This is a genomic window from Prevotella rectalis (genome assembly GCF_900607215.1).
In the GTDB taxonomy this organism is placed as follows: Bacteria; Bacteroidota; Bacteroidia; order Bacteroidales; family Bacteroidaceae; genus Prevotella; species Prevotella brunnea.
Genome location: NZ_LR027821.1, coordinates 222268 through 248679, shown reverse-complemented (window position 1 = coordinate 248679; position 26412 = coordinate 222268). Strand labels below are relative to the sequence as shown.

The window sequence follows — 26412 nt, the reverse complement described above, 5'->3', positions numbered from 1 at the left end:
GGAGGTAAACACCGGTCATAGGGGTTTATCTCCCACTTTTGTGTTCACCGATTGCTCAACCGCCATGCGTGCCTTTCGGCATACGGCGGTTTTTCTTTGCAGCCATTGCAGGAAAATCTGCCACATTCCATCACCGGACAAGGTGGCTGTGAGGCTTCTTCTTGTCAGGTATGGCAGGAGTGTTGCTTTGTGGTTGCAAGTCCCGGGCAAGTTCTTGTTGGTGGGAATTCCTCGGATGTATCGGCGTGAATCTCTCTTTGCTTCCCATTTGTGAATAACCAAAAACCGCGACGCCCCAAAGTCGGAACGTCGCGGAAAAAATGAAAAAAAATTGAAACTTATTTTGCAATGTATTTCGATGTCTCTACAGTGCCGTTCTTGAAGATTGATTTCTTGATGAGTACGCCTCTTGTTTCCTTATTGACTTTCTTTCCGTTGAGGTCGTAATAAATTTCATTGTTGATTTCGCCGTTGTTTTCCTTGTTTGTAACTTTGTCAATGGCAGTTGCTTCTGCATTGAAAGTATATTTGGACATTATATCTGTCGAAACTATCCATTCCTTATTATCGGAGTACCATCCGCTCAATACGCTCGTTAAGTCTTCTTTTGTATTATCCAAACTGATTGTATTGCCGGCAACAGTATAGGTGAAGTTTGGCATATCATTATTGATTTCAAACGACGATCCTTCGGAATTTATTTTCATCATGCCTACTTGTACGCCCCATCCTTCGTTACTCTGATAGATGTATTGACCACACGGAACAGTGATTTTGTTTCCTTCAATGGTACCTTTTACCCATGTGCCTATATCTTCGATGGAAAGGGGATCTTTGATGTAGATGGTTTTGTTGTCAGGTGCATAGACAATCGTCATGGTGCCCAGAGTGTCCTGTTTCGCTTTTCCCAGCTTTCCTTTTCCGTCTGCACCTTTGTAGTAATAAAGTGCCGAACCGTCTCTGTCGTAAACTTTCACGGTTCCTTTCGGTTGTTCTGTGATGATTGTTACTTCTTGTGCTGATGCTGCAAGACTGCTGATTGCCACGAGGGCTAAGAGTAGAATTTTTTTCATAAGTTTAGGTATTAACTTGTTAGTAATTACGGTTAGAATATATACCTCATGCGTATGTCGCATGCGACAAAGATACAAAAAGTTTGTGAAAAGTGTTTGTTTTTTCTCTAAAAAATATAAATTATTTCATTTTTCTTAATATTTTTCCTTTTTTCGGATGAGGAATGTGAGTGAGAGGGGGTGAAAAAGAGGATGTCCGTTCCCCGAAGAGAGCGGACATCCGAACATAAAATATAATTTCAAAAATCTTCTTTTTTTCTTTGCTTGTCGATTAGTAAGCGAACAAAGGATAATCCTTCATGGTAGCGTTTACTTTCTCGCGCACGCTGGTGATGACCTTGTCGTCTTCCGGAGCCGTGAGCACGGTGTCAATCAGTTCGGCGATGAGGTGCATCATGTCTTCTTTCGCACCACGTGTGGTCATTGCCGCCGTACCCAGGCGGATGCCGCTGGTTTGGAATGCGGAACGGCTGTCGAACGGAACCATGTTTTTGTTCACGGTGATGTCGGCTGCCACGAGTGCGTTCTCAGCCACCTTACCTGTGAGGTCGGGGAATTTGCTGCGCAAATCCACGAGCATGGAGTGGTTGTCCGTACCGCCGCTGACGATGTCGAAGCCACGATCGATTAATGCCTGTGCCAGTGTGGAAGCGTTTTTCTTCACCTGTGTGGCGTATTCTTTCCAACTTGGTTCGAGGTTTTCGCCAAAAGCCACTGCCTTGGCAGCGATGACGTGCTCGAGTGGTCCTCCTTGGTTGCCCGGGAAGACGGCTGAGTTGAGCACGGCTGACATTTTCTTGAGGTTGCCGTTCTTGAGTCTGATGCCCCATGGGTTGTCGAAGTCCTTGCCCATGAGGATGACACCTCCGCGCGGACCGCGCAGTGTTTTGTGTGTGGTTGTGGTAACGATGTGTGCGTATTTCACCGGGTTCTCAAGCAGTCCGGCAGCGATTAGTCCGGCAGGGTGAGCCATGTCCACCATGAAGATGGCGCCTACCTCGTCGGCAACTTTGCGTATGCGTGCGTAGTCCCATTCGCGGCTGTATGCCGATGCGCCTGCCACGATGAGTTTTGGTTTGTTTTCGCGTGCGAGTTGCTCAAGGTTCTCATAGTCCACGCGTCCCGTCTCGCGGTTGAGCTTGTAGCCGATGGGGCGGTAGAGGATTCCCGATGTGTTCACGGGGCTTCCATGAGAGAGGTGCCCTCCGTGGTCGAGGTCCATACCCATGAAAGTGTCTCCGGGCTTCAGGCAAGCGAGGAACACTGCCTGGTTGGCTTGTGCTCCGGAGTGGGGCTGAACGTTGGCATATTCTGCGCCAAAGATTTTCTTGATGCGCTCGATGGCAACCGTTTCCACTACGTCAACTACCTGACAGCCACCGTAATATCTTTTACCGGGGTAGCCTTCGGCATACTTGTTGGTAAGGTAGGAACCCATTGCCTGCATTACCTCTTCACTTACGAAATTCTCCGATGCAATCAGCTCCATTCCTTTCAGCTGGCGCTGGTGCTCTTTCTCGATAAGATCAAAAATCTCAAGATCTCTTCTCATGTTGTATAATGTATTAAGTGTCTTTTCAAGCGGTTTTGTTTGGTTAGGCTCTCGAAGACATAGGTTATGTTTTTAATTGTTTGCAAATATAATGAAATTCCGCAAATCGAACAAATAATTGTGAAAAAATATTCAGTATCAGTTCCCGAAAGCTCATCTTTTGCCGTGTAAAAGATGAGCTTTCGGCAATCAAAAGGTAAGCTTTTGCACTGCAAAAGGTAAGCTTTTAAAAGCTGTTTTTTAATCTGTTGTCTTTCAGTGTGTTGCGAGTGTCGGGACAATCCTTCCGAATGTAAAATTTTTTCGTCATGTTTCGATTTCCGGATGAGCTGTTGAAAAACCGGTCGGAACCACATTCCCTATCGTGGTTCAGCCCTATCCAAAAATGTTCGGAAACGCGTCTGTCGCCGTGTGGTTCAATGGTTCGCAACACGCATGTCCGCCGATGGCAAATGACCGGTTGGCGAATGAGCGGAGATTTGCGTACCGCCTATATATATAAGGTGTGGGGGAGGGAGGAGCGTACAGCCCTGCCACGGCAATTCTGTTGCCTTTTTTATTTTCTTGTAACGTTGATAATCTTTGTGGGGGCTTGCGCCTTGTTGCGCCGATTGACCACCGTTACAACGGCTTGCGCCAGATTGATGAATGCCTGTCCCGTCAGTGTGTCTGTCCGTATGGCAGAAGGTTCCCCCTTGTCGCCATTCTCGCAGATGCTTTGCACGATGGGAATTTGTGCCAACAGCGGGCAACCTGTCTCCTTTGCCAATTGTTTCGCACCCTCTTTGCCAAAGATGTAATATTTGTTGTCGGGCAGTTCGGCAGGTGTAAACCATGCCATGTTCTCCACCAGTCCGAGAATGGGCACGTTCACTTTTTCGTTGCGATACATGTCTATGCCTTTGCGCGCGTCTGCCAATGCCACGTTTTGCGGTGTTGAGACGATGACAGCCCCGGTGATGGCAAGTGTCTGCAACAACGTCAGGTGAATATCGCTTGTTCCGGGCGGTGTGTCGAGAATGAAGTAATCCAAATCGCCCCAGTCGCCATCGGCGATGAGTTGTTTCAGGGCGTTCGATGCCATGCTGCCACGCCAGAGCGTTGCCGTGTCGGGATGTACGAAGAAGCCCACGGAGAGCAGTTTCACCCCATATTTCTCTATCGGTTCGATGAGTTGTCTGCCGTCCTTCTCCACTGCATAAGGGTGTTCGTTCTCCACGCCGAACATCTTGGGCATGCTTGGTCCGAAGATGTCGGTGTCGAGCAGTCCCACCTTATAGCCCAATCGTGCCAAGGCGATGGCGAGATTGGCTGAAACGGTGCTTTTCCCCACACCGCCCTTTCCCGAACTTACGGCGATGATGTTCTTCACGTTGGGCAGCAGCTTGCCCACTTCCGGGCGCGGAGCCGACTTGAACTCAGTTTTTATTTCCACCTCCATCGCTTTGTCTATGGAATAATGTATCTGGGCTTCAGCCGCTTTCAACGTAGATTTCATGAAAGGGTCGGTCTGGCGGGGGAAAATGAGCGTAAAACTCACCTTCATGCCGTCTATTCGGATGTCGTCAGCCACCATCTCGCTCTCCACGAGATTCTTCTTCGTACCGGGATAAATCACCTTCGACAAAGCGTCGGTGATGAGTTTCGGATATAATGTCATTTCTTCGCTTTTTTTATTTTTGTATGGAACGATTGCAAAGATAAACAAAAACAACGAGAAACGCTCCCCTTCAATCAATATATTTCTTAACTTTCCGAAGCGGAAGAAGCAACTTCGGACGCGAATTTCCACAGCATCGACATTCCGCCGGTTGGTTACAGAACACTTTATAATGTTAAGTTGTGTTATAAGTTGTGAAATAACGAAAGGTAAGTCCCTTAGTCTTGAATAATTACTCTAAATTTGTGCACTTAGTTTTTTATTTAGGTAAAAGATTGGAGGTTGGCGAACCCTCCTCATTCAGGATATGAAAAACAGAATATTCAGTTAAACTTTAATAGAAATCAACAAATGAGAAAAACATTACAACTTTTACTGTTGTTTACGTTGCTTGCTTTGCCATCGTTCGCAGAGAAAGTAACGAAAGCGCAGGCACAGCAAATCGCCCGGAAATTCATGGCGGGGCAGCTACACCGTGGAGCAAAGGCACGCTATGCCGCCATTCCTGCCAAACTGCGATTGAGCAAGAGCACTGACAGAGATTACGAACCTTTCTATGTATATAACGCCGATGGCAATCGCGGATTCGTGATTGTCTCTGGCGACGATGCCGTGGGAACAATCCTCGGCTATTCCGACTCAGGCTCTTTCGACATGGAGAATGCACCCGACAACGTGGTAGCCATGTTGCAAATGTTTGCCCGCGTGGTGGAGAACGCTTCCGCACGCAAGGCACCGCACGTTGGCGATGCAGTGCCCTCTAAGGGAAAAGTGGTGGTAGCACCGCTGCTCGACAAAGACGGTATTCAATGGGGACAGGACGCGCCATTCAACGGCATGATGCCCACCTACACCGCCGAAGCTAACACAAAGCATTATTTCGTGGGTTGCGTGGCAACGGCAATGGCACAAATTATGCGCTACCATCGTTGGCCCGAACAAGGCATTGGCGAACTAACCTATAAGAGTAATATCGGACAAGACCTCACCGCCAACTTCGGCACAACCACCTACGATTGGAACAACATGCCGGGATGGCTCGAAAAAGACAATGCCAATGCTGAACAGAACAAACAGGTGGCAACGCTCAGCTATCAGGCTGCCGTATCGGTTCACATGTCGTTCGCACCGGCAGGCAGTGGCGCTTTCTCGCAAGCCGTTACGGGCGCACTCGTCAATTACTTCGGCTACGACAAAGCCATTGCCTACAAGAAACGCGAATATTTCAGCACCAAAGAGTGGATGGACATGATTAAGGCAGAACTCAACGCAAAACGCCCCGTGTTCTACAGTGCCTCAAATGAGGACGGACAGGGCGGACACGCCTACGTTTGCGATGGTTACGACGACCAAGACTACGTGCACATCAACTGGGGATGGTATGGCAAGAGCAACGGCTACTTCCTCGTGAACGCGCTGAACCCCTACGACCTCGGCATCGGTGCCAACGGCGGAGGTTACAATCTGCAACAGGAAATCATCACGGGCATACAGAAACCCGTGGAGGGTAGCAAACGCTCATGGGACATCTATTGCGATACGCGTTTCACAGCAACACTCCTTCCCACCGGCATACAGTGCATGTCCATCATCAGCAACCACGATTGCGACGACTTCGACGGTGTCATCGCCGCAGTGCTCATCGACAAAGATGGAAAGATTGTTGCCAACCTCAAGGAGCAACCCCTTAACGTAAAGGGCGTGAACCTCGACAAGAAGCCGCTGACCAATGGCGGATGGACTACGATGCAGGATTGCTCGGTCAATGTACCCGGTGTGGCTGACGGCAATGACTATAAGATAATCTATGCGGTGAAAGCCAAAGGAACGGAGGATTGGAACATTGTCCTTGCACCGAACAGCCTCCCCAACTATGCCGTCGCAACGGTGAAGGACGGCAGAATCACTGCCGTAACTACGCACCAACCTGTGCCCGACGTAACGCTGCTCGAGAAGATAACACCCGACGGAACGCTTTATGCCGGAGGAAGTGGCTGTTTCAAAGTGCACATCCGCAACAATTCAACCGATTATTACGTTACACGCGTATGGTTGAAGTTCACTTCCATCGACGACCCCTCGAAGGTTTACTATCTGCACGAGGCTGATGAGAAACTCAATAACGTATATGACAGTAGCGAAAAAGAACTCAGCCTGCTCATCAATCTTCCGGCAGACATGCCCGAAGGCAAGTATAAGGTCATCGCTTTCGATAAAGCAAAGCCAAAAGACCCGGCAGGTGCCGACTTCGAACAACATCCGTTCAAGGAAGACATCGCGGGCGAAACCATCCTTGAAGTGAAGAAAACTGCCCAAATACCGATTATCCGCCAATTGGGGAACTTTGCATGGCTCAGCAGCGGTGCAAACGAGAACGAAATTGTGCAGGGCGACAAAGTGCTCTTCACACACCCCGTCCGCAACTATGGATTGGAAGGAACGGTGAACCTCTTGCTCAAGGTGCAGAATATAGAGAACGAGGAGGAAACTCGCGACTTCATCCGTCTCGATGCAGAAACATTCAAACAGCAGGAACGTCAGGATCCGAAGTATTATGTCCGCACGGATTTGAAACCGGGCAAATACAAGTTGCTGCCCTATTTCGTATATAAGGACACGGAATACCCGATGGAAGGTACTTTCGAGGATTGCATCATTGAAGTGAAAGAAAACAATGCCCTGCCACTTGCCGCAACCACATTCGAAGTTCCGAGCATCGAATGGAAACAAGGAACAAGCGTGAAGAACATCAAGTTTACGCTGAAAGCAAACCAAGCCACTAAGGGAATGTTATACATCCGTTTCCGCCCAGCTTCCTACCGAGCAGGCCAACTTGCCAACATGCAGTCTGTCAGCATGGCAGCAGGCGAGACAAAAGACTTTGTCTTCGATTATAAGCCTTCCGCCACACTCGCCAACGGAGCTTACCTCCTCTATATGGAATATCGTCCGCAAGGCAAAAAGAGTGGCGAAGAAATCACCGTGAGTGGCGAAAACACGAAGGTTATCTACCTGGGCATTACGGCAGGCATCGACGATGCGCAAACCACGACACAATCGGCAGAGTTTACCATCAATGGCAACGAACTGCGCTTTGGCAACGCCGGAAACATCCGTCGCGTGGAACTCTACGGCATTTCCGGAGCCAAGGTCTTCTCTGCGACAGCCGTTGGCTCTTCTCTCCAACTGCCTGCAACAGCCGGTGTCTATATTCTGCGCGTAGTAACGCCACAAGGCACGGTCAGCAAGAAGATTGTGCTGAAATAAAAGGTATCAGAAACATTAAATAAAATTGTTTTTTAAATCATGGGGGCACATCTTTTGGGATGTGCCCCTTTTTAATAATGTCCTGAATATTCTTCATTCGTTTATCCAAAGCTTAGCTTTCGTGTTCCAAAAGGTAAGCTTTTGCAATGCAAAAGGTCATGAATTGGCGTGCAAAAGCTAAGCTTTTAAATAGCAATTCGTATTATTCTGATTATCAATGGATTACGAAACGCGTCCCGGATGCGGTTTTTGTAATATAATTTCGTGGTGCCGGATGGGTAGAATGTTCGCTGTCAAGAGCCTTTTTGCCATTGCCCGAATTACGATTTGGAGGATGAGGAGGCATGTGTCATTCGCCATTGAAACAAAATACATCAAGTCTCATGATTTGATGAAACCTTGCGTGGGACACAAAACCATTTCGGACACTATCGCCCCCCTGTTCCTTATATTTCGTGTTTTTGCGTTTTTTAAGAGTAAATATTTTGAATTGGTCGTTAAATTATTTAACTTTGCGAAAATAACGCAAGCATTATCATCAGCCTCATGAAACGATACGTTCTGTTGGTTTTTGGTTTATTGTTCTTTCTTGGTTCTGCATTTGGTACACCGAAAATCAAATGGAATCAAGCCTATCAATCCTATTTTATCAAATATAAGGACATCGCCATCCGGGAGATGTTGCGTTATGGCATACCGGCAAGCATCACCTTGGCGCAGGGAGTGCTGGAGAGCGGGGCAGGGCGGAGCAGACTCGCCACGGAAGCAAACAACCATTTCGGCATCAAGTGCCATGACTGGACGGGGCGCACCGTCTCGCACAACGATGATCTTGACGGAGAGTGTTTCAGAGCATACAACTCGGCACTCGAAAGCTATGAAGACCACTCGAAGTTTCTCACCGGCAGACAACGTTACAACAGTTTGTTCCTGCTCCCGCGCACGGATTATCGCGCATGGGCATACGGATTGAAACGAGCGGGCTATGCCACCAATCCCAATTATGCCAACAGCCTGATTTCCATCATCGAGCTTTATCAGCTTTACAGATATGACAACGCAACGTCGTACAACGCTTTCCCGGATAATGTGTTCATCGCCGGGAAAGATAGCGAAAAGCCTTCGCCGGGAGCTTCGCGCCAACCACCGACGGCCGGCAATGCCTCGGCCATGCACTCGCTCCGCGCCTACAACAGCAACTGCTATCTCGTGGTGAGACGTGGCGACACATTCAAGAGTATAGGCAGAGAGACCGGCATCAGCGGTAGGAAACTGGCACGATACAACGAGCGGAAATATAAGGACACGCTCAGAGAAGGCGAAATTGTATGGCTCGGAAAGAAACGCAAACGCGCTCCGAAGGAGTTCAAGAAGCGGCAGCACATCGTGGGCAACTCGGAGAGCTTGTACGACATAGCACAGAAGTATGGCATAAGACTGAAGAGTCTGGTAAAGAAAAATCGCCAACTCGCCGAAGATGGCGTGCGAGTGGGCGATAAGGTGCGGATTTATTGATTTTCTCTCACGTGCTTTTGTTCGCGGCTATTGCCTGACGAGCATCGCTTTGCGAATGTGTATGTCGGCGATGGGGCGGTCGTTGGCATCCGTTTCGGCACGCCGGATGCGTTCCACTACGTCCAAACCCTCCACCACCTCGCCAAAAACGGTGTAGGAACCATCAAGATGGGGCGTTCCGCCGATGTTCTTATAAATATCGCGCGTGGCAGGCGACATCTGTACGGTGCTGTCGGTGGCACGATTGAGTCGCTCCTGCACCTTGTCGAGCCCGTCGTCGGTGAATTTTCTTCCCCAAACAATGTAGAACTGCGTGGAAGAGGAAGCCCGCTCCGGGTTCACCTCGTCCGATTCGCGCGCCGCTGCCACTGCCCCACGTTTATGGATGAGTCGCGGATAACGAAATTCCGCCGGCACAGAGTAAGCCTCCGGCGTGTCGCCCAACGGCTGTCCCGGCAGCGCGGTCTTAGAGCCAAGGTCGCCGGTCTGAACCATGAAGTCGCTGATGACACGATGAAAGAGCACCCCGTCGTAAGCACCACTCTCCACCTGTCGGATGAAGTTGTCGCGGTGCAAGGGCGTTTCGTCGTAGAGCCGGATGCGAATGTTGCCACTGTCGGTCTCCAATAAGATTTCGGTTTGCTTTTGCTCGTTTTGCCCCTGTGCCGAGAGCGATGCGAAGAGCAAAAGCAGAGACGAGAGGATGAGTTTCATTCTGTTTGTTTCCATAAATCAATAAGTGTGTAAATGTTCCTTTATTAATAGGTGGATATAACTCCGCTTTCGGTTTATCCGGCAACAAATTTACGAAAAACATCGCGAAAACTCCCGGTTTTTTCGTAACTTTGCTTGAAAATTCAAGAAAAAACGTTATTCATCATGGCAACAATAAAAACCGTAAAAGGAAAGTCTCCCACATGGGGAAAACGATGTTACATCGCCGAGAACGCCACTTTGGCAGGCGACATCATCATGGGCAACGACTGCTCGGTGTGGTTCGGAGCCGTTATCCGCGCCGACGTGGCGGAAGTGCGCATCGGCAACGAGGTGAATATACAGGATTTAGCTTGCGTACACCAGTCGGCTGGCATGCCGGTGGTGCTGGAAGACGGTGTCAGCGTGGGACATGGTGCCGTGGTTCATGCCTGCACGGTACGGTGTGGCGCGCTCATCGGCATGAATGCCACGGTACTTGATGGGGCAGAAGTGGGCGAAAACTCGGTGGTGGCTGCCGGAGCGGTGGTGCTTGCAGGGACAAAGATTCCCGCCAACGAGATATGGGGCGGCATTCCCGCGAGACGATTGAAAGAAACAAGCCCCCATCAGGCGCGAACCTTTGCCGACAACTATCTGAGGACAAAGAAATGGTATGAGGAGGAAACGAGCTGATTGCTCCACCGCTTTCCCGACAGAAGCAAAAGACTTTCCATGACGGTATTGTTTTTGAAAAAATATACGTAACTTTGTGGCGAGAAAATTACCCTGAACACCACAAAACCGGCACAATGAAGGTTTTGCGATAAAAAAACAAAAAGACAACAACATGCAAGATATCATCCTCGGACTCCTCATCCCTCTCTTCGGAACAGTGCTGGGCTCGGCTTTCGTTTTCTTCATGCGCAAAGAAATGTCCGCAAGTTTGCAGAAAGCATTGCTGGGATTTGCCTCAGGCGTCATGGTGGCAGCCTCCATCTGGTCGCTCATCATTCCCTCAATGGAAATGTGGGACGATGCAGGAAAAGCACGCATCATCCCCGCCGTAACGGGATTTCTCATCGGTATAGCTTTCCTGCTCTTCATCGACTTCATCACACCTCACCTCCATCTTGGCAGCAATACACCGGAAGGACCCAAGTCGCACTTGAGCCGGACGGCAATGCTCACCTTCGCCGTTACCATCCACAATCTTCCGGAAGGAATGGCTGTGGGCGTGGTGCTGGCAGGTGCGATGCAGGCAAGCACCGACATTACCATGGCGGGCGCCTTGGCAATGGCTGTGGGCATAGCCATACAGAACATTCCGGAGGGAGCTATCATCTCCATGCCAATGCGCGAAGCCGGCAATTCCAAACTCAAATCGTTCGTCATCGGATCGCTCAGTGGCGTGGTGGAACCCATCGGCGCCGTACTCGTCATCCTGCTTGCCGGCATCATAGAACCTGCCTTACCTTATCTCCTGAGCTTTGCGGCGGGTGCCATGTTCTATGTGGTAGTGGAAGAACTCATACCCGAAGCCTCCGAAGGAGAGCACTCCAACTTGTCCACCATCGGCTTTGCCGTGGGCTTTGCACTAATGATGACCCTTGATGTGGTAGCCGGGTAAGGACAGAAGGCACATTCCCGACCGGGTTTTAATGTTTTTACCCCCTCTTCCACCGTGACATCACACGCCACGAAAATCTGACAGGACTGTGTTTTAATGTTTTTTATAATCCCCGTTCCTCCTTTTCCTTGCGTAATCCGTAAAAATTACGTAAGTTTGCAACAAGAAGCGGATGCCCCCCGAAGCACCCATGAAGAGGCTGTGGCAGTGGCATGAAACCCTATTCGGTATCTGCTCCCTTTGGAAAATAATTCACTTAATACCAAGAATATGATAAAAGAATATATCCAAGAAAACCAAGAGCGCATGCTCGAAGAGTTGTTCAGCCTGATACGCATTCCCAGTGTGAGTGCGCAGCCCGAGAAGCACGGCAAGGACATGATACGCTGTGCGGAAAGATGGAAAGAACTGTTGCTCGCCGCCGGAGCCGATAAGGTGGAAGTGATGCCCACAGAGGGCAATCCGGTGGTGTATGGCGAAAAAATCATCGACCCAAAAGCCAAGACGGTTTTGATATACGGTCATTATGACGTAATGCCGGCAGAACCTTTCGAACTATGGAAGAGCGAACCCTTTGAGCCGGAAATACGCGACGGACACATTTGGGCGCGCGGTGCCGACGATGACAAGGGGCAATCCTTCATTCAGGCAAAAGCCTTTGAATACGTGGTGAAGCACAATCTGCTGAAACACAACGTGAAGTTCATTCTCGAAGGTGAGGAGGAAGTAGGCTCACCCAGTTTGAGCACATTCTGTTCCACCCACAAGGACTTGCTCAAGAGCGATGTTATCTTGGTGTCGGACACCAGCATGCTCTCAAAAGACCTCCCTTCACTCACCACCGGGCTGCGTGGGCTTGCCTACTGGCAGATAGAGGTAACAGGTCCGAACCACGACCTGCACTCCGGGCATTTCGGAGGTGCGGTAGCCAATCCCATCAATGTGCTTTGCAAACTGATTTCCGACGTTACAAATGCCGACGGCAAGATAACCATTCCCCATTTCTATGACGATGTGGAGGATGTACCGGCGGAAGAGCGCAAGATGGTGGAGCAAATACCCTTCGATATCGAGGCTTACAAACGTTCGCTCGATGTGGAGGAACTTTTCGGTGAGAAAGGTTACAGCACCATCGAACGCAATGGTTTCCGACCCTCGTTCGATGTCTGTGGCATTTGGGGCGGCTATCAGGGCGAAGGCTCCAAGACCGTCATTCCATCGAAAGCGTATGCCAAACTCTCTTGTCGGTTGGTGCCTCACCAAGACCATGAGAAAATAGGGCAGATGGTCGTTGAATATTTCCAAAAAGTAGCCCCGCGGAGCGTGAAAGTGAACATCCGGTCGCTCCATGGGGGGCAGGGCTACGTCTGTCCCATCAACCTCCCCGCCTACAAAGCAGCCGAAAAGGGTTTCGAGAAAGCCTTCGGCAAACGCCCTTTGGCAGTTCGACGCGGCGGAAGCATCCCCATTATTGCCACTTTCGAACAGATACTCGGTGTGAAGACCGTGCTGATGGGCTTCGGATTGGAATCAAACAGCATCCACTCGCCCAACGAGAACATTCCGCTCGACATGCTGTGGAAGGGCATGGAGGCGGTGGCAACCTTCCATTTGGAATACGATAAGGCGGAATAGAACAAATCCGCGAAGACATAATCAACGGAGAAGACAAATGCCATATGGAAATAAAGCATTCGTCTTCTCCGTTTTTTCATTGTTTTTTATTACCTTTGCAAGTCGAAAACCGAGTTTTCGCATAAAGGAAATAAAAAACATCACTCGCATGAAACCAACTTTGTTATTGCTCGCCGCCGGGATGGGAAGTCGCTACGGTGGCTTGAAACAGCTCGACGGCTTAGGTCCCAATGGCGAGACCATTATGGACTATTCCATTTACGATGCCATACAAGCAGGCTTTGGTAAAATCGTCTTCGTCATCAGAAAAGACTTTGAACAGCAATTCCGCCGCCAGGTGCTCTCAAAATACGAGGGGCACATCCCGGCAGAACTGGTTTTCCAAGGCATCGACACCCTCCCCGAAGGCTTCACCGTGCCCGAAGGCAGAGAGAAACCATGGGGAACCAACCACGCCGTACTCATGGCGAAGAACGTCATCAATGAACCCTTCTGCGTCATCAACTGCGACGACTTCTACAACCGCGACTGTTTCAAAGTCATAGGCAAATATCTTTCCGATCTCCCACAAGGAGCGAAGAACCGCTATGCCATGGTGGGCTTCCGCGTGGGCAACACCCTGAGCGAGAACGGTACCGTGTCGCGCGGACTCTGTTCCACCGATGCCGCCGGCAACCTCACCACCGTGGTGGAACGCACGAAGATAGAACGACACGAAGGCAAAGTGCAGTATCTCGATGACAACGAAAAATGGATTACGGTGGACGACAACACGCCCACGTCCATGAACGTTTGGGGCTTCACACCCGACTATCTGCAATACAGCGAGGACTATTTCAAGGTCTTCCTTTCCGATCCGAAGAACATGGAAAATAAAAAATCGGAATACTTCATCCCCATGATGGTGAACAAACTCATCAACGACGGAACGGCAACCGTGAAAGTACTCGACACCACAAGCACGTGGTTTGGCGTTACCTATCCCGAAGACCGCGATGGAGTGGTGGCGCGCATCAGCCGACTCGTAGCCGACGGAATCTATCCCAACCGCCTGTTCTGACACGACCACCGGCACACCAAGCCTCACTCTTACATCAAATCAAAGCGAATGAACATCAATATCTTAGACAACGAACGTTTGGGACAACTGCGCACGCTCATCGACGAAGCGCACCACATCGTCATCTGCGCCCACAAATCACCCGACGGCGATGCAATGGGCTCTTCGCTGGCGTGGAAATCCTATCTGAAACAAATTGGGAAAGACGACGTTTCCGTCTGCGTGCCGGATGCCTTCCCCGACTTTCTGCAATGGCTGCCGGGCTCAAACGAAGTGTTGCGATACGACAAACGAGCCGACGACGTGAGAAAAGCCTTCGAAAACGCCGACCTCGTTTGCTGTCTCGACTTCAACCAATCCATGCGAGTGGAGGACATGCAGCCGCTGCTCGACGAAAGCAAGGCAAAACGATTGCTCATAGACCACCACCTCGAACCCGACACCAACAACCGGCTCACCATTTCACACCCCGAACTCTCGAGTACCTCAGAGATTGTCTTCTCGCTGATATGGCAACTCGGTGGCTATGAGGGCATGACAAGAGATTGCGCGCGCTGCATTTATTGTGGCATGATGACCGACACGGGAGGATTTGCCTATAACTCCACACGCCCGGAAATCTATTTCATCATCACGCAACTGCTCGAAAAAAAGGTGGATAAGGACAAAATCTACAACCGAGTTTACCACAATTATTCCTCACACGCCATGAAACTGCGCGGACACCTCATCCTCAACAAGCTCGAGGTGGTGGAACAGCTCCACGCCTCCTACTTCGTCGTAACAAAAGAGGAGATGAAACGCTTTAAATTCATTAAAGGCGACCTCGAGGGATTAGTGAACATACCATTGCAAATCAAGGGATTAAAACTAAGCATCTCCCTTCGCGAAGACACCGATAAACCCAACACCGTGCTCGTCAGTCTGCGCTCCGCCAACGGCTTTCATTGTCAGCCCATGGCAACGAGGTTCTTCAATGGTGGGGGGCACGCGGATGCCGCAGGCGGAAAGCTTCATTGCTCCATTGATGAAGCCGGACAAATAGCACTGAAAGCCATCCTTGCATATAAAGATGAACTAAGATGATACAACCACCTTATTTACAGCTAACTATATGTAGCTGATTAAAGTTCTGCAATATGTTCCGCCAACTTCCGGAAGTTCAAATACAAACCGAGAAACTACCGACAATCAAGCCCACACAGCCCACGTACAGATAACGCCACGCGGGCATTTTTTTCCTGATTTTTAGCCATGAAGTTCTGTAGTCGAACTGTTGTTACACAAAAGCTTAGCTATTGCAATCTAAAAGCTTAGCTATTGCAATCTAAAAGCTTAGCTATTGGAGCCTAAAAGCTAAGCTTTTGGAAGTCTGTTCATAATCTTCTGATTATCAACAGAATACATTGCCCTAAATTTTGTCTGTCAATTCCAATCTCAGCCATGTTCTTGCAGAGAGTCGCATCGACAAAATCGCCGATGAAATCAACAATTTTTCCCAATGCCGTAAACAATTTTTTCCGATGGATGGGTGGATTTATAATGATGGGAACTTCAATTTACCTCAGTAAAAAAGATGATTTACTTCTATGGATAGATGAATTTATAACTAAGAGAATTTCAATTTACTTCGATGAAATCGATATTTTATTTTGATAGAATAATGATATATCCCGATGAAATCGATGATTTTTTTAAGCGGAATGGATAATCCTTTTTGCGAACAATAATGTTTTTTTCAGTTCCAATAAATCCATATTAATCAGTTCTGCGGTCTGCGTTCAGACAAAATCAGATACCTTATTTACCATAATACTGATTAAGAAAATAATAATGGTAGCAGTTTTGCTGTCGTATTTGCAACATTTAAACTCATTTGCCGATGCAGAAATGTTTAAAGATGTTATGGAGGGTTTCGGTGCTGCTGATTTGCGTGCCGGTGATGGTGCCGAGTTCCTCGATAACGAGTTTCAAGTCTTCTGCCACAAGGTCGCCACTGAGTCCGAGGTTGATGGATTGTGCTACGGCGAGCAATGCCTGATGTGCTTTTGTGAGGGCTTCGTAGTGGCGTGCGCTCGTTACGATGACCGAGTTTTCGGTGAGTTCGGGCAATTCGGCTGCGTGATAGATGATTTGTTCGAGTTTGTCGATTCCCAAGTTTTGTTTTGCTGATATGGAAATGACGTTCTTATCGTTGTTGTTGTGAGGGTGTCGGTTCCCGCTCAGTATTGCCTCTTGTTTATTCCGTACGATGATGAGTTGTTTTTCGCGACATCGTTGTTCCATCTCCGTGGTCTCTTCGTTTGTGGGTTCTTCGTCAATAACCCACAGTACGATTTGTGCTTTGTCGATTTGCCGATAGGTGCGTTCTATGCCCAGTTGTTCTATTTTGTCGTTGGTTTTTCGGATGCCGGCGGTGTCGATGAAGAGAAATTCAATGCCGTTGATGGACATGGTGTCTTCTATCACGTCGCGCGTCGTTCCGTGAATATTGCTTACGATGGCACGGTTGTCGCGTATGAGTCGGTTGAGTAGTGTCGATTTTCCCACATTTGTTTTTCCCACAATAGCCACCGGTATGCCTCTTTTCAGGGCTTGTCCCATTTTGAATGATTGTGCGAGTCCGATTACTTTTTCATCTATTTCTGTTGCCAATGCTTTGAGTTCGGATCGGTCGGCAAACTCCAATTCTTCATGGTCGGCGAAGTCGAGTTCCAGTTCGATGAGTGAGGTCATCTTAAGCAGTTGTTCGCGTAGTTTTGCGAGTTCTCCCGAGAAGTGTCCCTTGAGTTGCGACATTGCCATTTTGTGGGAGGCTTTATTAGCCGATGCGATGAGTTCGGCTACGGCTTCTGCCTGCGACAGGTCGAGTTTTCCGTTGAGATAAGCTCTTTGTGTGTATTCTCCGGGTTCGGCTTGTCGGCATCCTTTTTCTATGAGTCGTTGGAGCACTTTGTTGAGAATGTAGGTGGAGCCGTGGCACGATATTTCTGTGGTGTCTTCTCCGGTGTAGGAATGTGGTGCTCGCCAAACTGCCACTACGGTCTCGTCGATGGTTTCCCCTTTCGCGTTGGTTATTTCTCCGTGGTGTAATGAGTTTGCGGGTGCGTTCAGTATGTTTTTTGAAAAGATGCTGTTTACGATGTCGATGGCTTTCGGTCCGGACACTCGAATAACGCCGAGTGCTCCTCCCGGTGGTGTTGCCATTGCGCAGATAGTGCCACTCCCGTCCCCTCTCCGTTTGGTGAGGTAGGAATTGTCATGAAGCGATTGCGTTTTATTCATAATTAAAAAACGGGAGGGCTCTATCTTTTTGCGTTATCGCGGTGTGAAGGTTTGTCCACTTCTGTTAGATTCTTTCCAGCACTTCTTTGATGAGTCCGTCAATGGTGTTTTTGTATCCCGCGTTTGCTTCTTTCTGTCTTCTGTTGGCTATTACCATGCAGCAAGTCAGGGCTTTGTGTCCCATGAGGTATGCCAATCCGGCGAGTGCGGATGATTCCATCTCGAAGTTGGTTATTTTGTGTCCTTTGTATTCAAAGTCCTCTATTTTCCTGTTCAAGTCCGGGTCGGCGAGTGGCAATCGCAATCTTCTTCCTTGTGGTCCGAAGAAGCCTCCGCAGGCAATGGTTACGCCTCTTACCATGTCGTCTTGCGCTATTCTGTTCAATAGTTCCGGGTCGGCGTTGGCAACGTATGGGTTTCCTAATTGCTGCATCCATTTTACTTGTTTTTTGAACTCTGCTTCAAATTCTCCGTCGAGCTTTTCTCTTCCTTCGTAGAAGTTGAGCAAGCCATCGAAACCGATGCTTTTTTCCGATGCCACGAAAGTGCCGATGGGCGTGTGGGGTTGTAGTCCGCCACAGGTTCCGATGCGCACGAGGGTGAGTTGTCGTTTTTCGGTTTTCTCTCTGCGTGTTTCAAAGTCGATGTTTGCCAACGCGTCGAGTTCGTTCACGACAATGTCGATGTTGTCGCATCCTATTCCGGTGCTGAGCACGGTGATGCGTTTTCCTTTGTAGGTTCCCGTTACTGTGCGAAACTCTCTGTTGCTTACTTCACATTCGGCATCGTCGAAATGTGATGCCACGAGTGCCACGCGTCCCGGGTCGCCAACGAGGATAACTTTGTCGGCGAGGTTTTTTGGTTTCAGGTGTAAATGGAATATGCTGCCGTCCTCATTGATGATGAGTTCTGATGGCGCAAAGTAGTTTTCGGTCATGTTCTTATTTTTTTGTGAATCATTATGTCATGTTGTTCCACAAAGATAATTATTTTTTGATGGTTCAACGAATTTTTTATTGTTTTTCTGTCGTGGAGCGGTTATTTTGCTGAATTTTCTTTAGGGGTGGTCGGGTTGTTCCTTTCCCATCTTAGTTTTTGGTGTTTGTTTTTGCGTTTTTTAAAATAGTTGTAGCCAGTCGTTGAACTCTTTGTTTTGAAAGGTGTGCAATCCCTGTCGCTTTGCCGCTTGGCAGTTTTCCTTTAGGTCGTCAATGAATAGTGTTTCTTCAGGGTTGATGCCCGTTTCGGCTATGACGGTTTGGAAGATTTCGTCATCGGGTTTCTTTTTGTGCATCACTTGTGAGAGGAACATTCGTTCGAAATAGTCGTCCACGGTATGTTTGCCCATGGGAAAGAGTTGTTGCTTACAATATTGCCAATGCAGGTCGATGGTGTTGCTCAACAGGTAGGTGTGATAGCCTTGTTTCCTGATTTCCAATAGTTTGCGTTTTTTCTCTTCGGGAACATAGAGCAGCATTGCATTCACGGCTTTGGTTATCTCGTGGTCGGCGAGGTCGCGGTGTGTAATGCGCCGCACGGCATCGAAGAATGTTTCGTTGGACACCGTCCCTATCCCCATTCCTCTTATCAGGTCTGCCACTTCGTCGTGTTCGGTCTGTGCTTTGTCGTGTCCCAATCCAAGTGCCGCAAATTGTTTCATTGTGGCTTCCTCGTCGAGTTTCACGAGCACGTTGCCCATATCGAAAATGATGTTTTTATAATCCATGTCGCAAATTTACACATTTTTTTATATACCATTGCCACCATTTCAACGAAAAGTTTATGGCTTTGGGCTGTTCGGGTAATGGGTTGCAACGGATGAATGTCGGCGGTGGAATGGAATTGCACCGCCGTGTGCGGACCGACATGGTGTTTGTCCGCACTTCCCAATGGTTTATTGCATATCGTACACCACTTGCATGAGTTTTTTGCCTAAGGCATCTGCTTCTGCCATGCTGCCTGCCTCGCTGTAAACGCGGATGATGGGTTCGGTGTTCGATTTGCGGAGGTGTACCCACGATGAGGGGAAATCGAGTTTCACGCCGTCGATGTCGGTTATCTGTACGTTGTTTTCCCTGCCATAGAGTTCTTTTACCTTTTCGAGGATGGCATTGACATCTGTTTCGGGGGTGAGGTCGATGCGGTTTTTTGCGATGAAATATTCGGGATAGGTTTGGCGCAGTTCGCTTGCGGTGAGTCCTTTTTGTGCCAATGAGCTGAGGAAGAGTACGATGCCCACGAGTGCGTCGCGTCCGTAGTGGCTTTCGGGATAGATTACTCCCCCATTGCCTTCTCCTCCGATGACGGCGTTCACGGCTTTCATTTTTGTGGTAACGTTTACTTCGCCCACGGCGGCGGCATAGTATTTTCCGCCATGTCGTTCGGTAATGTCTCGCAGGGCGCGTGTGGATGAGAGGTTGCTGACGGTGTTTCCTTTCACGTGGTCGAGGATGTAATCCGCCACGCTGACGAGGGTGTATTCTTCGCCAAACATGATGCCGTCTTCACGGATGAATGCCAAGCGATCGACGTCCGGATCGACGACGATGCCAAGGTCGTAGCCGCCGTGTTTCATTTCGTTCATGATGCCTTCGAGGTTTTTCTCGATGGGTTCCGGGTTGTGGGCGAAATCGCCTGTTGGTTCTCCGTTGAGCAAGGTGTAATCCACGCCCAACTCATCGAAGAGCAGGGGGAGGATGATGCCTCCCACCGAGTTGATGGTGTCTGCGCATACGCGGAATTTTCGTTTTCGGATGGCGTCGAGGTCGGCAAGTCGGAGTGTGGTTACGGCTTCCACGTGCTTTTGGTTGTAGGAGTGTTCTTCCGTGTAGGTGCCCAAAGCGTCCACGTCGGCATAGTTGAAGTCTTCTCGTTCGGCGATGTCGAGCACGGCTGCTCCTTCTTCTGCGGTGAGAAACTCTCCTTCGTTGTTGAGCAGTTTCAATGCGTTCCATTGGCGTGGGTTGTGCGATGCGGTGATGATGATGCCTCCGTCGGCTTCTGCCATGCGCACTGCAAGTTCTGTTGTGGGTGTGGTGGCAAGTCCGATGTTCACTACGTCGGCTCCTATTCCCATGAGGGTGCCGCACACGACGTTCTTCACCATTTCTCCGGATATGCGTGCGTCTCGTCCGACAATGATTTTTAGTTTTTTTCCGGGGTTCTTTTTTGCCATGAATGTGGCGTAAGCCGAGGTGAATTTCACGATGTCGAGCGGGTTCAGTGTGTCGCCTGTTTGTCCGCCTATTGTTCCGCGGATTCCTGAGATAGACTTTATGAGTGTCATGTTTTTTTTGTTATGCGTTTTTTATGTTTACAATCCTCGTCCGTAGGTGATGTCGTAGAAGCAAGCGTACACGTTTTGGCTTGCGTTTTGGTGTCCTTGCGTCGAGGGTACGATGATGCGCACGTGAGCCAGTGAGTCGGTGGCGCTTTTTATTCGTCCTATTTTGATGTAGGCGAGTGGTGCAAGCCATCCGGGGGGCACCGATGCGCTTTTGTAGGTTCGGAACATCAGGCTGGAGCTTTTGTCGAACGAGGCGGTGAAAGTGCCGCTGGTGTTGGTTACTGACATCTTGTCCACTATTCCGCTCCAATGGAGTGAGCGGTTGGTGAGTTGCAGCGAGTCTTCCATGACGTTGAACTCGTCGAAGCGGCAGAGCACGGTGGCAGTTTCGCCTTTCCGGAGTTTCTCGCCTGTTCCTTCATGGAGTATTTGCATATAGACTCCGGTGTTGTTGAATCTTACGAATTCGTTTTTGGTGATGTCGGTGCTGAAGTTTTGTCGTTCAAATTGGTCTTCGGATATGACTTTGATTCCGTGTTTCACGATGTACTCGTTCACGGAATTGCGTTCACGCTCAATCTGTTCGGCATAGGTGTCGTTGCCATTGCAGGCGGCGAATGTCGCGATTGCTGTCAGGATGGCGAGCAGGATGGATATTTTTTTCATGTTTTATTGTTCGGTTTCGTTTCGTGCAAAGGTAAGAAAAGTATTTTGGATAGAGTGTATCGAGAGTGAGAAATAATCAAAAAAAATGTTGCTTTAAGGCAATGGTGTTCTAAATAATTCCATAAAGTTCGCACAAGGTTGCATCCGGTCGTGCGATTTAACGTGTTTTCTTCCAAATGCTGAACGGCACCTGCGTTTTCTTATGTCGTCAATTCGTATTCGCGTGGTGTCAAATGGCTTCGTGGCGCAGAAGATTCTGCCTGCCGACATCTGCAAAACCGCATGGAAAACCAGTGGTCAATATGCGGTTTGTAACCTATTGATAATCAGGGCGATACTGCTTGCGATTTAAAAGCTTAGCTTTTGCAACGCAATACATGACCTTTTGCAATGCAAAAGCTTAGCTTTTGGAAGGCAAAAGGTTAGCTTTTGGAAATGCAGGGGTTGGGCTTTGTCTCGACAGGGTGAAATTTATTGGGTAAATTATTAGTGTTCCAAGGTGATAATTTGCCCACGCGCATGAGCGAAATGCTATCCTCTGTAGTGATAGGTTTCGGAGAATGGCACTCGGAAGCGGTCGCCCCAGACGCCGTCGGGAAGTCGGATGCCACAGGTGATAATCATGTTGATTTCGCAATCGCGGGGCAGTCCGAGGGCGCGTTTCACGAGACGGCTGTCGAAGCCTTCGAGCGGACAGGTGTCGTAGCCCGCCTCGCTCATGGCGAGCATGAAGGTCTGCACCGCCAAGGCGCAACTCTTGTGCACCACCACTCGCATGTCTGCTTCGGAAACTTGTCGGACAATGGGTCGGGACAGTCCGATGAGTTGTGCGAGGAGTTTGCGCAGCAGTCCCCACACGCCGAGGAATCGGGAATAGACGAAGGGCATGAGTTTGCCATAGTAAAGGTTCCATTTCTTCACGCGTTTTGCTTGTTTCTCTTCCGGGCTGTGGCGGCGGGTGTTTCCCGCCTCAAATTCCATCACTGCCTTAGCGTGAGCCTTGTATCGGTCTTGTCGTGTTACGAATACTACCATCTGTTGTGCCGATTTGGCGGTGAGCTGTCCCAAACAGGCGTGTGTCAGTTTTGCCATCAGCGTTTTGTCGGTAACGTGGTAGCACTCCCAGAGTTGCATGTTTGAACTTGTGGGTGCGAGGGTTGCCATTTTCAGACATTCCTTCACTCGCTCGGTGTCGAGTGGTTTTTCAGAATCGAAATGGCGGATTGCCCTTCGGTGTTCCAATATCTCGGTCAGGGTCATGATTTTTATGTTTTTTAAGTTGTTTCTCCCTCTTAGAATTTCCCCTCATCGCCCAAGTAGCTGTCCTTGAATCCGAGGAAATAGAGCACTCCGTCGAGTCCGATGGTGTTGAGGTTTTGTTCTGCTGTTTCTCTCACGCGTGGTTTGGCATGGAAGGCGATGCCGAGTCCGGCTTCCGAAATCATCGGCAGGTCGTTTGCTCCGTCGCCCACGGCGATGGTCTGTGCGAGGTTCACTTTCTCCACTTGTGCGATGAGTTTCAGCAGTTCTGCTTTTCTTCTGCCATCCACTATTTCTCCGAGGTAGCGTCCTGTGAGTTTGTTGTCGGCATCTATCTCTAACTCGTTGGCATAGACGTAGTCGATGCCGTATTTATGTTGCAGATATTCTCCGAAATAGGTAAATCCGCCGCTGAGGATGGCAATTTTGTAACCACAGTTTTTCAACACGCGCATGAGTCTGTCCACGCCTTCGGTGATGGGCATGCGTTCGGCAATGCCCTGCATCACTCCGGCATCGAGTCCCTTGAGCAGTGCCACGCGTTGTTTGAAGCTTTCGCGGAAATCTATCTCGCCTCGCATGGCGCGTTCGGTTATCTCTGCCACTTCTTTCCCCACCCCGGCGCATTTCGCCAGTTCGTCGATACATTCGGTCTGTATGAGTGTGGAGTCCATATCGAAGCAAATCAGTCGGCGCATGCGGCGGTACATGTTGTCTTTTTGGAAGGAGAAGTCGATGCCTTGTTCGTGGCTCATCTCCATGAGGTGTGCCTGCATCCGGTCGTAGTCGGTGGGTGTGCCGCGCACGGAAAATTCCACACATGCCCTTACGTTTGCGTTTTGTCGGCGCAGGCTGGGACGTCCCGTCAGTCGGCGTATGGAATCGATGTTCATGTCTTGTTCGGCGAGAGTCGCCGTTGCCGCCTGAATGCTTTTGGCTGTGAGTTTGCGCCCTATGATGGTGAGAATGTAGCGATTTTTCCCTTGTTTTTCCACCCATTCCTCATATTCATCGTCGGGGATGGGCGAAAACCCTATGTTGATATTCAGTTCGGTGGCTTTGAAGAGCAGTTCTTTCATTACCTTTCCGGAGTTTTCCTCTGTCGTGCGGATGAGGATACCGAGCGAGAGTGTGGAGTGGATATCCGCCTGTCCCACGTCAAGTATTTGCGCATCGTAGCGTGCCAATATTGCCATGATGGAGGCTGTGAGTCCCGGTCGGTCTTGTCCGGTGATGCGAATGAGAATTTGTTCTTCCTGAATCATTGTTTTTTCCTTCATAAATAATCGGTATTATAACACTGCAAATTTACGAACTTCCGTTGAAGTGGGCAAGTTTTTCCGGGCGGAAAGCTCACCGTGGGCAATGGAATGGCTTTAGGGCGGGGATTTTTACAATTGCTTCTTGAACTTCGCGAGCTTCGCGCTTTACATCATGATGGGGACGAGATATTTCGCCATGCAGTAGCCACCGCCAATGAGCCACAGCCAAAGGAGGAAGGCAAGGAGGAAGGGTTTGAAGCCGGCTTTCTTGAATTTGTCGATGCTGGTCTCTGCTCCGAGTGCCGTCATTGCCATGGTGAGCAGGAAGGTGTCGAGGGTGTTGATGAAGGAAACCACGCTTTCGGGCAGCAGATTGAGCGAATTGAACCCGATGACGACAAGGAAGAGAATGGCAAACCATGGAACGGTGATGTTGCTTTTTCCGCCTTCCGGACGGTCTGCCACGTCCTTTGCCACGAAGAATGCAATGACGAGGAGCACCGGGACGAGCATCATCACTCGAATCATCTTCACGATGATGGCATTGTCGCTCACGGCTCCGCCCATGGCGTTGCCCGCTCCTACCACGTGTGCCACCTCATGGATGGTGCTGCCGGCAAAGATGCCCATCTGTGAGAGGGGGAGATCGAAGATGCCGGCGCGGAAAAGGATGGGATAAAGGAACATGGAGAGTGTGCCGAAGATAACTACCGTAGCCACTGCCACTGCCGTTTTGTAAGGCTTGGGCTTGATGGCTCCATCGACACCCATCACCGCCGCCGCTCCGCAAATCGCACTACCGCTTGCCGTGAGCAGGGCAATGGAACGATCCATCTTCAGCAGTTTGCCGAGCACGATGCCCAAAAGGATGGTCGCGGTTACGACAATGGCATCGATGACGATGGCAGGCAGACCAACGGCAATGACATCTTGAAAGCTGAGTTTGAATCCATAGAGGATGATACCAAAGCGGAGGATGCGTTTGCCGGTGAAAGCGATGCCCGGAACCCATGTTTCGGGAAGTTGGTTGCGCAGGCTGTTGGCATAAATCATTCCGAGTATGATTCCCACAACCAGCGGACTGAATGATAGTGCTTTCACCCATTGCATATCAGCAATGTAGAAAGCGGAGCAGGCAAAGAGTGCCATGAGGAGCACGCCGTTGAGCATACTGGCTCGTTCTTCTGAAATTTTCATTTGTTTTCTTATGTTTTTTCTTTGTTGGTTTATTCTGATTCTTTCCCTTCTGCGTTCTCGCGCAACAGCCGTTCTTTCCTTATCTTGTCCTGAATATCCCTGACGTGGGCGATGGCGTGTCGGCGTGCCCTGATGATTTGGTATCGATAAACAAGACAGGTGCTAAGGAAGTAGCAGCCGGCGAGAACCCATAGCGCGATGTGTTCCGTGTGGACGTCCTGAAGTGTCGCACCCATTGAGGAAATTCCGAGGAAACCTTGCACTCCGAAGGTGGAGGGAATGAGCAGGCTGATGCCTTTCCACACTCCGGAAATGTTGCTCTCGGGCCAGCTCAATCCGGTGAGAAAGAGGAAGGGAACGGAAGTGAAGACGGCGAGCAGGATGACGTTCTCGCGATAGCGTATCATGCAGGAGAGCGTCATTCCGAAGAAGATGGTGGCAAGCAGATAAGGCAGCAACAGCCCAAAGAGGTCGGATGGACTTGAGAGAGTGGTGAAGCCGAACATCTTTGGCACCACCAATGTCAGATAGGCTGCCATGACGCTGTATATCATGAAGTAGCAGAACGATTTGCCCAATACGATTTTCAGTATTCCGTTGTAGTGTTTGCTGATGGGAACGAGGTCTTGATAACGGTTGTTCTCTCGTGCCGTTCCCGCCGATAATCCTATTCCGAGCAACAAGGTTTGCTGCAAAATGATGATGAGCACTCCGGGCAGTATGGCGTTTCCATAACCTCCGGTGGTGTTGAAGATGGGCTGTTCCTCGATAATCATGGGCTGCGTGGCTATCTCCTCATCGCGAGTGGTGATGTTGCCTCCTCTCTCCTTTTGTATATCGGAGTTCATGTCGATGGAAACGAGCACGGACGACAGGTATAAGGCTTTGTAGGCAAGCATCAAGGTCATGTCGCAAAACACGCTGACCTGAACTTGTTCGCCTCTTTGGAGCTTTCGCCGGAAGTCCTCCGGGAAGTAGATAAATCCCTTCACGTCCTGTTTTGCCATGAGGTTTCGGGCTTCCTGCATGTTCCGACATCGGTAAGCCACATGAACATCGGGAGAGGCGTCGAGGCGTCGGATGAACTCTCTTGAATCGATGGAGTTGTCGTTGTCGATTACTGCCACGGGAACGTCGCGTACCACCTCATTGTTGTAAATCCAAGAGTAGAGCAACGGATATGCCAGTGGAACGAGAATGAAGAAGATGAGCACTCCTTCGTCCTTGATGGAGTTCTTCATCTCCAGCCACCATATATAGCAGATTGATGCCAGCAGTCCCGGTTGGTTGTTGTCGCGTCGGGAATGGTCGGGCAATCTGTATTCGTTCTGCCGTTTGTATGTTGATTGTTCTGTTGTTTTCTCTGCCATT

General features: G+C 49.5%; 23 protein-coding genes. 8 read left to right on the top strand and 15 right to left on the bottom strand.

Annotated elements, in window-relative coordinates:
• Positions 1–15: 15 nt before the first annotated feature.
• The 5 genes from E0E16_RS08270 to E0E16_RS08250 form a co-directional block, all read right to left on the bottom strand.
• A complete protein-coding gene (locus E0E16_RS08270) occupies positions 16–282 on the bottom strand; it encodes a hypothetical protein (RefSeq protein WP_130829930.1) in 267 nt (88 codons plus the stop codon).
• Positions 283–338: 56 nt separating this feature from the next.
• The gene (locus E0E16_RS08265) at positions 339–1073 is read right to left on the bottom strand and encodes a hypothetical protein (RefSeq protein WP_130829929.1); all 735 of its coding nucleotides are present in this window, start codon (positions 1071–1073) and stop codon (positions 339–341) included.
• Positions 1074–1344: 271 nt separating this feature from the next.
• Complete coding sequence (gene glyA / locus E0E16_RS08260; RefSeq protein ID WP_130829928.1) at positions 1345–2625, bottom strand: serine hydroxymethyltransferase; 1281 nt, start codon at positions 2623–2625, stop codon at positions 1345–1347.
• A gap of 226 nt (positions 2626–2851) precedes the next feature.
• On the bottom strand, positions 2852–3058 hold the full coding sequence (locus E0E16_RS08255; RefSeq protein WP_130829927.1) for a hypothetical protein: 207 nt from the start codon (positions 3056–3058) through the stop codon (positions 2852–2854).
• Between the two features lie 123 nt (positions 3059–3181).
• Entirely contained in the window at positions 3182–4285 is a 1104-nt protein-coding gene (locus tag E0E16_RS08250) for an Mrp/NBP35 family ATP-binding protein (protein WP_130829926.1), read from the bottom strand.
• Between the two features lie 351 nt (positions 4286–4636).
• Here E0E16_RS08250 and E0E16_RS08245 point away from each other — a divergent pair, with 351 nt between their 5' ends.
• Together E0E16_RS08245 and E0E16_RS08240 are read left to right on the top strand one after the other, a co-directional pair.
• Positions 4637–7552 carry a C10 family peptidase gene (locus E0E16_RS08245; RefSeq protein WP_130829925.1) on the top strand — a complete coding sequence of 972 codons (2916 nt, stop codon included), beginning with the start codon at positions 4637–4639 and terminating at the stop codon, positions 7550–7552.
• 546 nt (positions 7553–8098) lie between these two features.
• A complete protein-coding gene (locus tag E0E16_RS08240) occupies positions 8099–9067 on the top strand; it encodes a glucosaminidase domain-containing protein (RefSeq protein ID WP_130829924.1) in 969 nt (322 codons plus the stop codon).
• A 27-nt stretch (positions 9068–9094) separates the two neighbouring features.
• Here E0E16_RS08240 and E0E16_RS08235 read toward each other — a convergent pair whose 3' ends face one another.
• Complete coding sequence (locus E0E16_RS08235) at positions 9095–9796, bottom strand: peptidylprolyl isomerase (protein WP_130829923.1); 702 nt, start codon at positions 9794–9796, stop codon at positions 9095–9097.
• Between the two features lie 150 nt (positions 9797–9946).
• On the opposite strand from E0E16_RS08235, the gene E0E16_RS08230 reads away from it, so the two are divergent.
• From E0E16_RS08230 to E0E16_RS08210, 5 genes are all read left to right on the top strand, one after another.
• On the top strand, positions 9947–10456 hold the full coding sequence (locus tag E0E16_RS08230) for a gamma carbonic anhydrase family protein (protein WP_130829922.1): 510 nt from the start codon (positions 9947–9949) through the stop codon (positions 10454–10456).
• 154 nt (positions 10457–10610) lie between these two features.
• Positions 10611–11390 (top strand): ZIP family metal transporter, encoded by a 780-nt coding sequence (locus E0E16_RS08225; RefSeq protein WP_130829921.1) that lies wholly within the window; start codon positions 10611–10613, stop codon positions 11388–11390.
• A gap of 270 nt (positions 11391–11660) precedes the next feature.
• Positions 11661–13025 (top strand): dipeptidase, encoded by a 1365-nt coding sequence (locus tag E0E16_RS08220; RefSeq protein WP_130829920.1) that lies wholly within the window; start codon positions 11661–11663, stop codon positions 13023–13025.
• Positions 13026–13173: 148 nt separating this feature from the next.
• Positions 13174–14085, top strand: a complete 912-nt coding sequence (locus tag E0E16_RS08215; protein WP_130829919.1) for a nucleotidyltransferase family protein — start codon at positions 13174–13176, stop codon at positions 14083–14085.
• A gap of 48 nt (positions 14086–14133) precedes the next feature.
• Positions 14134–15171: a DHH family phosphoesterase gene (locus E0E16_RS08210; RefSeq protein ID WP_130829918.1), complete on the top strand. Its 1038-nt coding sequence runs from the start codon at positions 14134–14136 to the stop codon at positions 15169–15171.
• Positions 15172–15957: 786 nt separating this feature from the next.
• Here the strand turns inward: E0E16_RS08210 and mnmE are convergent.
• From mnmE to bamK, 5 genes are all read right to left on the bottom strand, one after another.
• Positions 15958–17370 carry a tRNA uridine-5-carboxymethylaminomethyl(34) synthesis GTPase MnmE gene (mnmE, locus tag E0E16_RS08205; RefSeq protein ID WP_130829917.1) on the bottom strand — a complete coding sequence of 471 codons (1413 nt, stop codon included), beginning with the start codon at positions 17368–17370 and terminating at the stop codon, positions 15958–15960.
• A gap of 64 nt (positions 17371–17434) precedes the next feature.
• Positions 17435–18307 carry a nucleoside phosphorylase gene (locus E0E16_RS08200; RefSeq protein WP_130829916.1) on the bottom strand — a complete coding sequence of 291 codons (873 nt, stop codon included), beginning with the start codon at positions 18305–18307 and terminating at the stop codon, positions 17435–17437.
• A gap of 180 nt (positions 18308–18487) precedes the next feature.
• On the bottom strand, positions 18488–19096 hold the full coding sequence (locus E0E16_RS08195) for an HAD family hydrolase (RefSeq protein WP_130829915.1): 609 nt from the start codon (positions 19094–19096) through the stop codon (positions 18488–18490).
• 168 nt (positions 19097–19264) lie between these two features.
• Positions 19265–20656 (bottom strand): phosphoglucosamine mutase, encoded by a 1392-nt coding sequence (glmM, locus tag E0E16_RS08190; RefSeq protein WP_130829914.1) that lies wholly within the window; start codon positions 20654–20656, stop codon positions 19265–19267.
• A 27-nt stretch (positions 20657–20683) separates the two neighbouring features.
• A complete protein-coding gene (bamK, locus tag E0E16_RS08185) occupies positions 20684–21322 on the bottom strand; it encodes a BamK family beta-barrel-assembly machinery protein (protein WP_130829913.1) in 639 nt (212 codons plus the stop codon).
• Between the two features lie 202 nt (positions 21323–21524).
• Here bamK and E0E16_RS13955 point away from each other — a divergent pair, with 202 nt between their 5' ends.
• Positions 21525–21674, top strand: a complete 150-nt coding sequence (locus E0E16_RS13955; RefSeq protein ID WP_223177188.1) for a hypothetical protein — start codon at positions 21525–21527, stop codon at positions 21672–21674.
• A gap of 179 nt (positions 21675–21853) precedes the next feature.
• On the opposite strand, the gene E0E16_RS08180 is transcribed toward E0E16_RS13955, so the two are convergent.
• The 4 genes from E0E16_RS08180 to E0E16_RS08165 form a co-directional block, all read right to left on the bottom strand.
• The gene (locus E0E16_RS08180) at positions 21854–22582 is read right to left on the bottom strand and encodes a nitroreductase family protein (RefSeq protein ID WP_130829912.1); all 729 of its coding nucleotides are present in this window, start codon (positions 22580–22582) and stop codon (positions 21854–21856) included.
• Positions 22583–22614: 32 nt separating this feature from the next.
• Positions 22615–23862 (bottom strand): phosphoserine phosphatase SerB, encoded by a 1248-nt coding sequence (serB, locus tag E0E16_RS08175; RefSeq protein ID WP_130829911.1) that lies wholly within the window; start codon positions 23860–23862, stop codon positions 22615–22617.
• A gap of 147 nt (positions 23863–24009) precedes the next feature.
• The gene (locus E0E16_RS08170; RefSeq protein WP_130829910.1) at positions 24010–25041 is read right to left on the bottom strand and encodes a YeiH family protein; all 1032 of its coding nucleotides are present in this window, start codon (positions 25039–25041) and stop codon (positions 24010–24012) included.
• A 29-nt stretch (positions 25042–25070) separates the two neighbouring features.
• Positions 25071–26411, bottom strand: coding sequence for an ABC transporter permease (locus E0E16_RS08165; protein WP_130829909.1), 1341 nt, complete (start codon positions 26409–26411; stop codon positions 25071–25073).
• Position 26412 lies beyond the last annotated feature (1 nt).